At 34.5% G+C, this 11,196-nt stretch carries 9 protein-coding genes and 1 pseudogene; all 10 read right to left on the bottom strand.

Features of this window, described 5'->3' with window-relative positions; all coding sequences use genetic code 11:
* On the bottom strand, positions 1-171 hold a 171-nt coding region (locus tag J6Y29_05245; GenBank protein MBP5427275.1), incomplete at its 3' end, for a transposase.
* Positions 146-337: pseudogene (gene tnpA, locus J6Y29_05240) on the bottom strand (IS200/IS605 family transposase). The gene J6Y29_05245 and the pseudogene tnpA, both read right to left, overlap by 26 nt.
* Before the next feature lie 317 nt (positions 338-654).
* Entirely contained in the window at positions 655-2,235 is a 1,581-nt protein-coding gene (locus tag J6Y29_05235) for a hypothetical protein (GenBank protein ID MBP5427274.1), read from the bottom strand.
* 15 nt (positions 2,236-2,250) lie between these two features.
* Positions 2,251-4,176 (bottom strand): NAD(+) synthase, encoded by a 1,926-nt coding sequence (locus J6Y29_05230; GenBank protein ID MBP5427273.1) that lies wholly within the window; start codon positions 4,174-4,176, stop codon positions 2,251-2,253.
* A gap of 79 nt (positions 4,177-4,255) precedes the next feature.
* The gene (locus J6Y29_05225; GenBank protein MBP5427272.1) at positions 4,256-5,671 is read right to left on the bottom strand and encodes an aminopeptidase; all 1,416 of its coding nucleotides are present in this window, start codon (positions 5,669-5,671) and stop codon (positions 4,256-4,258) included.
* A gap of 11 nt (positions 5,672-5,682) precedes the next feature.
* Positions 5,683-8,058 carry an endonuclease MutS2 gene (locus J6Y29_05220; GenBank protein ID MBP5427271.1) on the bottom strand — a complete coding sequence of 792 codons (2,376 nt, stop codon included), beginning with the start codon at positions 8,056-8,058 and terminating at the stop codon, positions 5,683-5,685.
* An 18-nt stretch (positions 8,059-8,076) separates the two neighbouring features.
* Entirely contained in the window at positions 8,077-8,622 is a 546-nt protein-coding gene (gene pgsA / locus J6Y29_05215; GenBank protein MBP5427270.1) for a CDP-diacylglycerol--glycerol-3-phosphate 3-phosphatidyltransferase, read from the bottom strand.
* 28 nt (positions 8,623-8,650) lie between these two features.
* On the bottom strand, positions 8,651-9,625 hold the full coding sequence (gene pfkA, locus J6Y29_05210) for a 6-phosphofructokinase (protein ID MBP5427269.1): 975 nt from the start codon (positions 9,623-9,625) through the stop codon (positions 8,651-8,653).
* 125 nt (positions 9,626-9,750) lie between these two features.
* Positions 9,751-10,563 (bottom strand): undecaprenyl-diphosphate phosphatase, encoded by an 813-nt coding sequence (locus J6Y29_05205; GenBank protein ID MBP5427268.1) that lies wholly within the window; start codon positions 10,561-10,563, stop codon positions 9,751-9,753.
* Positions 10,564-10,675: 112 nt separating this feature from the next.
* The gene (locus J6Y29_05200) at positions 10,676-11,194 is read right to left on the bottom strand and encodes a peptidylprolyl isomerase (GenBank protein ID MBP5427267.1); all 519 of its coding nucleotides are present in this window, start codon (positions 11,192-11,194) and stop codon (positions 10,676-10,678) included.
* Between the last annotated feature and the right edge of the window lie 2 nt (positions 11,195-11,196).

The following is an 11,196-nucleotide window of genomic DNA, read 5'->3' as shown; positions in this document are numbered from 1 at the left end:
ATTAGTATCTCTATCATGATACTTACCACAATCTGGACAAATCCAAGATCTAATTCCAAAATTTCGCACTTCATTATTTTTGCATCCACATTCTGAACAAATTTGAGAGCTTGCAAAAAATCTATCTACCTTCACCAATTTGGGGTAATATATGTACATGATCTTTATCATGATTCCATTCTTCTAACATCACATTGTATCTTGGTGAAATATATTCAAATATTTCCCTCGCTCTATTTGATACAGTCTCACTAAACACTTGTCTCCTATACTTTACAACAAATACAACTTGATAATGTAACAAAAATACTGAATGTGAATTATTGTCCATCTTCATACTTATTACCTCTGCATATCTTTCTCGACCGAGTTAAGTTTATTACATTATTCCAAAATTGTCAATACTAACTTTTTTGGCGATTCATCCCATCACCTATAGAGCTGGGAGAATTCTTGCTAATACCTGTTAAAAGCAGATCCCATATCATATCCACCTCATAACTGATCGGTTCATTTATGCGGCGTCAATGGCCATAAAATTTGCATCTAGCATTATCTCTTTTACGTTTTGAATATGACAAGTGTCGACGTATATAAATATAAACTTAATGCTGCTATGTTGTATATACGTATTTGTGATTTTCTGATTAATACTCACTTTGTATATCTTTGCATAATTTTCTCTGCTATACGTATTCCATCAACACTCGCGCTCATAATACCACCTGCGTATCCTGCACCTTCACCACATGGATAAATCCCGCGTATACCCCAAGCTTCAAAGTTACTATCTCTCAATATCCTAACAGGTGACGACGTTCTTGTTTCCACCCCTGTTAAAATTGCATCATCCAAGCAAAAACACGACATCTTCTTACTAAATTCACCCGCCGATACCTTCAATATATCCGTCACATACTTTGGCAAGCATCTATTTAAATTCGCCAACATCGTCTTCCCTGTATAACTTGGACGCACACACCTTATCCTTTTATCAACCTCATCTTTTAAAAACGATCTTAATGTCTGTATTGGTGCTCCTCCCTGCCCCTCTTTATATGCTAATCTCTCCCATTTTCTTTGAAAATCCACTCCAGATAATGGTGTGTCATCTCCAAAATCGCTTGGATTAACTGATACCACAAAAGCGCTATTCGCATTAACTTCATTTCGCATATAATTACTCATGCCGTTAGTAACAATCGTATTTGGTTCTGATGCTGCAGCCACAACAATCCCTCCTGGACACATACAAAAAGAATATGCCGTTCTATCACCCACCTTGTTACACAATTGATATATCGCGTTCTTAAGTCTTGGATGATTTGCAAATGCCCCATACTGTGATTCGTTTACAAGATATTGCGGATGCTCAATTCTTACTCCAATAGAAAATGGCTTCCTATCAATCGCAAGCCCCCTTTTTAAAAGAGTAGAAAATGTTTCTCTACTACTATGCCCAATTGCTAAAACTACCACATTTGTATCTATTTCTTCTCCATTTGCTAATTTTATTCCATCTAATCTGTTATCCTTCAATATTAGATCTGTCATCTTAGTATTAAATTTTACTGTACCACCAAGTCGTATAATTTCTTTACGTAAATTCACTATAATACCTTTTAAAATATCGGACCCTATATGTGGTTTCGCCTGATATGATATTTCTTTCGGAGCCCCAAATCTGCAAAATTCTCTTAATACAAAATCACATCTGGGGTCATTTATACGCGTCGTAAGCTTGCCGTCTGAAAAAGTCCCCGCACCACCTTCGCCAAACTGTACATTTGTATCAACATCCAATACACCTTGTTCCCAATATCTACTTACCTTCCTACTACGATTTTCTATATTATCTCCCATTTCAATTATTAAAGGTCTATAACCATTCTTGGCTAATATCAGTCCACAAAACAGTCCAGCTGGACCAAGACCTATAATTACAGGTCTATGCATTAGTTTTTCTCTGTTTCCCACTACTAAATCTTCTTTTTTGGTATCCGAAACCAAGCGCACATCCCTATCATAACGTCCGCGAATCTTTTTATCTACATAAACTCTCACTGAATATACAAAATTTATATTTCCCTTATCTCTAGCATCAATTGACTCTTTCACTACATCAAGCTCTCTTATGTCGCTTTGACTAATACGCAACTTACGTGCCACTTTATCATTTAACTCTGATATATCTTGATCAATAGAGAGTTTGATATTGTTAACAATATACCTCATTCAATTCTCCTTTTGTTATATTTCATCTAAATCATCTAGCCAAATATCACCTTTTGCATCACTCGGCATCTTTAAATCTCCTCTAGGTGATAGCCCAACATGACCTATCTTTACTCCATCTGGCATACAAGATCTCTTAAACTGTTGTCCAAAAAATCTCTTTACAAATGTCTTTAATGTATCCTTTATTATACCATTTTTATCTTCACCAAACACTTCCTTAGCCAAAAAATACACCTTGCTAGGACTTGAACCATGCTTCATAAAATTATACAAAAAGAAATCATGCAAATCGTACTTACCTATAATATCCTCTGTTTTTTGTATATTTTTATCATTTCCCTTAGTTGGTATAAGCTCAGGGCTAATTGGCGTATTAATAATTCCAGTCAATGCTTTTTTTATTCTATTATCATCCTCAGATTCCTTAATCCAGTTCACTATACACCTGACCAGTGTTTTAGGTATACCTGAATTAACACCATACATTGACATATGATCTCCATTATATGTACACCAACCAAGTGCCAATTCAGACATATCCCCTGTTCCTATTACAATCGCATTATTCTTATTTGCAAGATCCATAAGTATCTGCGTTCTCTCCCTCGCCTGTACATTTTCATATGTCACATCGTACATATCAGCAGCATGTCCTATGCTAGAAAAATGTTTTAGACACGCATCCTTTATATCTATTTCAATATTGTCAACTTGCAAGGCCTCTATTAAGATTTCAGCATTAGATTTTGTATCATTTGTTGTCCCAAAACCCGGCATAGTAATAGCTTTTATATTATTACATGGTATGTTCAAATATTTAAAAGCATTCACCGCAACGAATAAAGCAAGTGTTGAATCCAACCCTCCTGATACACCAATAACAACCTTATCAATGCCTATGTGAATTAGTCTTTGCGCAAGCCCCATAGTTTGTATAGTAAATGCCTCTTTACAAGTCTTATTAAGTTTTTCCTTATCGCTTGGCACAAACGGATTCCTTGCAATATGTCTATATAACTTATCCATCTTAATTTGTCTTATATTAAAACTTACACTCCTATAAACAGATACGTCATATTCATTGTAGTGTGAAGTATTTTTCATTCTCTCATTACTTATGTTAAGTATATCTATATCTGATATTGTTAAATGATTATCATCTATAAACCGCTCCGACTCATTTAGTATATCTCCAGACTCTGAAATAATTGCATGCCCTCCAAATACTAAATCTGTAGTAGATTCACCTACTCCTGCACTCACATAAATATATCCGCCCATACATCTATAAGATTGATGACATACCAACTCTCTCCTGTGTTTGTACTTACCTATTAACTCATTGCTTGCAGATAAATTAAATATCATATTCGCGCCTGCACGAGATAATAGAGAACTTGGCGGAATTACAGCCCATAAATCTTCACATATTTCAATACCAAAAGTTATATTAGAATCCCTTGCATCCCTAAATATCAAATCTACTCCAAATGGAACATTCTCTTCAAATAACTGCATTTGCTTATTTTTTATATCTTTTCCTGAAACGAACCATCTCTTCTCATAAAATTCCCCATAGTTCGGTATATAGCTTTTGGGCACTATTCCTAATATGTGCCCCTTTTGTATAACAACTGCACAATTATAAAGTTTACTGTTATATAAAAGCGGAACCCCAACTATTGATACAGTATCAATAGTTGACGTTTTTCTTACTATATATTCAAGGCTCTTCTTTGCTTCATCCAATAACTTATTTTGAAAAAATAAATCTTGGCATGTATATGATGTTATCGAAAGCTCCGGGCAAACTAATATCTGTACTCCCTTACTATATGCCTCTTTTATTATGTCTACTATATTAGTAGCATTACTTTTTGTATTTGCTACAGATACTTTTATAACACCCGCTGCAACTCTCACAAATCCGTGATTCATATCTTTTTTGGCACTTAAAACCCTCGTCTAAATCCCAAAGATGTACTATAACAGTGCCTTCCTCCTTCCTTTATGCTACCTAATTTTCAAAAAACACCTTGGATGCTCTATACATCTCATACATGTCAATCTTACTGGTAATCTCAAATGGCGAATGCATAGATAATATAGCAACTCCACAATCTAATACCTCAATACCGTATTTTGCTAACATGTATGCTATTGTACCTCCGCCTCCTTGATCAACCTTACCCAACTCTGCCGATTGCCATATTATATTATTATCGTCAAATATCTTTCTTATATACCCTAGATATTCGGCATTTGCATCACTCCCTCCAACCTTTCCTCTAGAACCTGTATATTTTTGAATAACTACTCCTTTACCCAAATAAGATGCATTTTTATTCTCTTGTACTCCTGTGTAATTAGGATCAACTCCAGGATTAACATCAGCAGACAACATTCTTGAATTTTCTAGGCAACGTCTCACATCAAGACTTTTCTCACTTGATTCTACGTATTTTAATAAAAATTCAACAAATGTCTCGAAAAACGTTGCATACGCACCTGTATTACCAACGCTTCCTATTTCCTCTTTATCCGTCAAAAGACACACACAAGTTTTTTTAGGGTTCAACACATCTAATATAGCACTAAGCGCTGCATACGCACACGACCTATCATCTTGTCCATATGATCCCACTAAACTTTCATCAAAACCTACGCTTCTTGCCTTAAAGCTTGGCACAACCTCTATCTCTGCGCTTATAAAGTCTTCTTCTTTAAATCCGTATTTCTTGTTTATCAATTTCATTATATTGGTTTTTACTTTATCCTTTTTAGGCGCATCTTTACCTATACAAGGTATCGAACCACACAACACATTAAGATCTTCTCCTGTAACACCCTCCGACATTTTCTTTTGCATTTGATCTTGAGCTAAATGTGGCAACAAATCTGTTATTGTAAACACAGGATCTTTATCATTTTCTCCTATACAAATATCTACACTTGTTCCATCTTTCTTTACAACAACTCCGTGCAACGATAATGGTATTGTTGTCCACTGATATTTTTTGATCCCTCCATAATAATGTGTATCAAGCATACCAAGTTCTGTATCTTCATACAATGGATTCTGCTTTAGGTCAAGTCTAGGGGCATCTATGTGTGATCCTATAATATTTATCCCTTCTGTAAGGCTCTCTTCCCCAATTGCACAAAGTATTACAGCTTTATTTTTTATCACACGATAAACCTTCACACCTTTTACTAATGGAGTATCATTCTTTAAGACATCTTCATACGAAACAAAACCTCTTTCTCTGGCTACTTCAACAACTCTCTTGGTAAATTCTCTTTCTGTTTTCGCTCCATTTAAAAATTTGATATACTCATCACAAAACTTATTCGCCTGACTTACATGAGATTTATCATGCTTTTCCCATGCATTCTTTCTATCATATAACAATTCCATAACAAACGCCTCCATTTTTTTATGTCTTATCTTTTTATTTCTACGACAGTAACCCCAAATTCACCCTCTCCATAACTTCCATCTCTGTAAGATGCCACATGTGGATTTCTCTTTAAAAAACTCTGTATACCGTCTCGGAGCACTCCACCGCCTTTTCCATGTATTATGGTTACATTGACAAGATTCGATAAACTAACATCATCTAAATACTTATCAACTAGGTATATGGCCTCTTCAAGGTTATTGCCCCTAACATCAATAGATGTAGTTATATTCCTTGTCTTTCTAGTGGTCATACTTTTCACACTAGAAGACTTATTAGCTAATTTTCTTAAATTCTTTACATTCAAACAAAGCTTCATTATTCCAACTAGCACCAACGCTTCATTTTTGTTTTCATCTATTTTTAATACTGTACCATTTTTATCTAAATTTGCTATATAAACGCTGTCTCCAACTTTTAAATCCTTTATTTTCAGATTTCCTCCTCCATCGTGTGGCTCAACTGTCTTTATAAGATTTTCTTCCAACCCTTTATCAATATCATCCAATCTATTTTTAATTCTTAATCTGTTCTCTTCAAATATCTTGTTTCTCTCTTTCTCATCCCCTAGTAATTGTGCTTTTTTCATTTCATTTATTATACTGGCTACTTCTTCTCTTGCATCTTCTAAAATTTTCTTAGCTTCCTCTCTCGCTTCTTTTATTATGCGTGATTTTTGATCAACAAGCTTAGATTTTTGTCGTTTAAGCTCCCCTTGCACACTTTCTATTTCTTTTCTAATAGACTCAGTTTTGTTCTTTTCACTTTCCGTCTGTTGTATATTATATTCTATCTGTTGTAACATATTCTCAAATTGAACTTGTTCTTTCGTAAGTAAACTGTTTGCATCTTGTATTATCTTATCAGATAACCCAAGTTTTTTAGAAATAGCAAATGCGTTACTTCTACCAGGCACTCCAATCAACAACTTATATGTAGGTCTTAACGTATTTACATCGAATTCACAACTTGCATTCTCCACACCCTCTGTTGTGCTTGCATATACTTTAAGTTCACTATAATGCGTTGTAGCAACAGCACTTACCCTTCTTTGCCGAATATAATTTAATATGGACATAGCCAAAGCTGCACCTTCAGTTGGATCTGTCCCCGCTCCAATCTCATCAAGCAACACCAAAGAATTGCAATCTACATCATCTAATATATTTATTATATTTTTTATATGAGATGAAAATGTGCTAAGACTTTGCTCTATACTTTGTTCATCCCCTATATCAGCATATATATTATCAAACACTGTCATAACCGTATCTTGCCCAGCTGGTATATGTAATCCTGATTGTGTCATCAATGCAAACAACCCTACTGTTTTCAATGTAACAGTCTTGCCTCCTGTATTAGGTCCTGTTATCACAAGTATATTAAAATCCTTACCCAACCAAAAATCAATTGGAACAACAGTTGATTGATCCAACAATATGTGTCGTCCTTTTTGTATATATATTTCCTTCTTTTCGCTAAGAGTTGGACATCCACACTTGTATTTTAAGCTAAAGCTTGCCTTTGCAAATATAAAGTCTATCACTCCCAAATTATCTACGTTTTGCGAAAGCTCATCTTTAATTTCTTTTGTCTTATCAGTTAACTCTCGTAATATCCTATCTATCTCAATTTTCTCTTTTATCCTTAACTCTTTTATTTTGTTATTAGATTCAACTACAACCATTGGTTCAACAAAAATTGTCGCTCCTGATGCTGACGCGTCATGTACAAGCCCCGATACTTCATTCCTGTATTCTTGCTTAACAGGAATAACATATCTTCCGTCTCTCATGGTAACTATAGCATCTTGCATATACTTAGTAAACCTAGCACTTTTAACTAACTCATTTAATTTATTCTTTATAAAAACTTGCATTGACGATATCTGTCTTCTTATGGAATACAGTTCATGACTTGCATGATCATTAAGCTCCTGTTCATCTGCAATCGCAGAAAATATCTCATCTTCTAACTTCTTATTAACAAACAATCTTTCTATAATCTCATTTAAAACATTTCCCTCTAATGCATCTTTGTTTAAGTACGCTTTCAACATCCGCGAAGTCCTCAATGTATCAGCAGTATCCAACAACTCTTTACAATTTAATATACCATTCATACTAAGTCTTTTTATCGAACCACGTATATCTTTTATTCCACCAAGTAACGGTTGTCCAAACTTCAATATAAAGCTTACTCCATCTGTCGTCTCCTTCAATCTACTAGATACAACTCCAAAATCTGTTGAAGGTTTAAGTTTATGTATATGCTCTCTCCCCAAAATTGAGGCTGCAAAACTTTCTAATATATTTCGTACTTTATCAAATTCTAAAACTTTCATTGTCTTATCGTTCATAAAATCTATTCTCCTAAATTATATATCTTTCTTTTTAGTAGCCTCTTTATAAACAAACACATACTTTATAAATGCATATATCATCGCAAACAATGTTAGTAATATTAATATTATAACTATAACTTTAGACATTATTCCATCCATGCCTAATATTTTAAATAACATTGTAACTACTATAGCCACATAAAACATAACTGTCGCAAACTTGCCATACCAATTTGCCGACACAACAACATTATCCTTTTTATATAACTTAATACTCCCCGCAACCATAGTCAATTCCTTCACTAACATGATCACTAAAAATACCCATGGTATTATTTTATGAATCGTGAGCATAACCAGTGCTGTAAGTTGCATCAACTTGTCCGCCAGCGGATCCATCAACTTTCCCCACTCAGTTACTATTTTATGCTTCCTTGCTATATATCCGTCCAGTACATCTGTTATACCTGCCAACACAAATATAATAATGGCAATCTTATACTGTTGCACATATAGGTAATATGCAAAAAACGGCACCATAAAAAATCTTATTGCAGTTAATATATTGGGCAAATTCAAACTATGCTCACGTCCCTTCCTACATATATTAAAGCGCTAATAACTTGTTAAGATCCATCAAACTATCATCAAAATCCTTCTTCATCTGCAACGCCTCTTTTATATCCATATCTGTTACTCTACCCTTTTGCATTGCAACTATTCTATTAACCTTGCCCTCCTTTAATAAATCTACTGCATGTCCTCCCATTATTCCAGCCATAACTCTATCTCTTGCAGTAGGACTTCCGCCTCTTTGAATATGTCCTAAAACTGTAGCCCTTGCTTCAACTCCAGACATCTTAGTAATGTCAGTCGCAATCTCAGTTGCTCTTCCTACTCCCTCTGCCACAATTACAATATAATGCTTTTTACCTCTATTTCTTCCTTCTATAATTGGCTTTATTATATCGCTGTTTAAATCAAAGTCTCTTTCTGGTATTAGCGCAACTTCCGCACCCGTCGCCAATGCTACATTAAGTGCAATATAACCTGCATGACGTCCCATTACTTCTACCACGCTACATCTCTCATGCGAAAATGCAGTATCTCTTATTTTATCTACTGCATCCTTTACTGTGTTTAGTGCAGTATCAAATCCTATAGTATAATCGGTACAACCTATGTCATTATCTATAGTTCCCGGTATCCCTATAACTGGCATGCCTGCATCACACAAATCTTTTGCTCCTCTAAAAGATCCATCTCCTCCGATAACCACTATAACATCCACTGAAAACACCTTACATATATCTATAGCCTTAGTTATTCCTTCTTTTGTCATAAATTCAGTCGATCTCGCCGTTTGAAGAATCGTACCACCTCTGTTTATTATATCAGATACTGACCTTAATGTCATCTCTTCCATATCACCACGTAAAAGACCATGATACCCTTTTTTTATACCCATAACGTGGAACCCATTACCTATCCCCGATCGAACTACTGCCCTTAATGTGGCATTCATTCCCGGAGCGTCTCCTCCGCTCGTTAATACTCCAATTGTTTTTATCGACATATACATTCCCCCATGAACACAATGTAGTTACTAAATTCGTCCTGCTATCACCTAGCCTTTCATATGATAAATAAACAACGTTTCCAATTGAATTATATCACACTAAATAAAAAAAGTACAAATATGCTCCATCATCTAGCTAAACAAGAAAAATAAATTAATATCAAAATCCCCAATACAATCCGATAATAGCCAAATATTTTAAAATCATGCTTTTTTATAAACCTCATTAAAAACTGTATCACGAACACTGACACAATAAACGCTACTAATGATCCAACTAAAAGTATTAAAACCTCCAATGAACTAAATACTAAACCGTATTTTAAAACCTTTAAAATACTTGCCCCAAACATTATCGGAATAGCCAAAAAAAATGTAAATTCTGAGGCTACAGATCTTGATGCTCCTAATAATAATGCACCAATAATTGTAGAGCCCGATCTAGATGTTCCCGGTATCAACGCCAATGCCTGAAATAAACCTATAATAAATGCCATCTTATAACTTAAATCGCTTATATTGGTTGCTCTTTCTGTCTTCTTCATGTTTTCTATTATTATAAATAGTACTCCATATATTATAAGCGAAACAGCAACTGTTATAGGATTATAAAGTCGATCAATGTACTTATCCAAAAACAATCCTGCCACAATAGCAGGTATACTAGACACTGCAACTTTAAACCACAGGCTATATGTATCTATTTTTTCTTGCTTGCTTTTAGATCTCAAAAACGGATTTAGCTTACTCCAAAACAAAATCACAACAGCCATTATTGATCCTAACTGTACAACAACCAAGAATAACTCTTTAAATTTCCCAGTTACATTCATTGGCACAAATTCATCAAACAATATCATATGACCTGTGCTACTTATTGGTAACCACTCAGTTATACCCTGTATTATACCTAAAATCATCGCTTTTATTATTTCTAACATTTTTATTTTCCTTCCCTTTAGCTTACCTTAAAAGTAGTAACATACACTACAATATGCTACTACACTAAAAAATATTAGTCAATACCCAAAAACTTCTATAACACATGTATTTCTACACTTTTTTAGGTTCTCCATACTCTTTCCCGAAAGTATCAACTGTAACTCTTACCATCACTTGATCTTTATATGGTTTGTCGTTATAATCCCTATCAGCAGATACAATTTTATCTACTTCATCCATACCTTCTATAACTTTTCCAAATGCAGCATACTCTCCGTCTAAATGAGGTGCTCTCTTTGTCATTATAAAAAACTGTGATCCTTGTGAATCTGGTAAATAGCTTCTTGCCATAGATATAACGCCTCTGTCATGCTCTAACTTGTTTTCAAAACCGTTATTTGTAAACTCACCTTTTATTGAATAACCAGGGCCTCCCATACCTGTCCCATCTGGGCATCCTCCCTGTATCATAAAACCCGGTATTACTCTATGAAATATTAATCCATCATAAAAATTTTTTTGCACTAAAGATATAAAATTATTTACTGTATTTGGTGCGATCTCTGGATATAATTCTACCACTATATTATTGCCCGATTCCATTTCAATTATTACTTGCGGATTTTTCATTG

The sequence above is a fragment of the Clostridiales bacterium genome (genome assembly GCA_017961515.1).
Taxonomy (GTDB): Bacteria; Bacillota; Clostridia; order Acetivibrionales; family RGIG10202; genus RGIG10202.
Note: the sequence above shows the minus strand (reverse complement) of the source record. Positions and strands in the feature narration are given on the sequence as shown.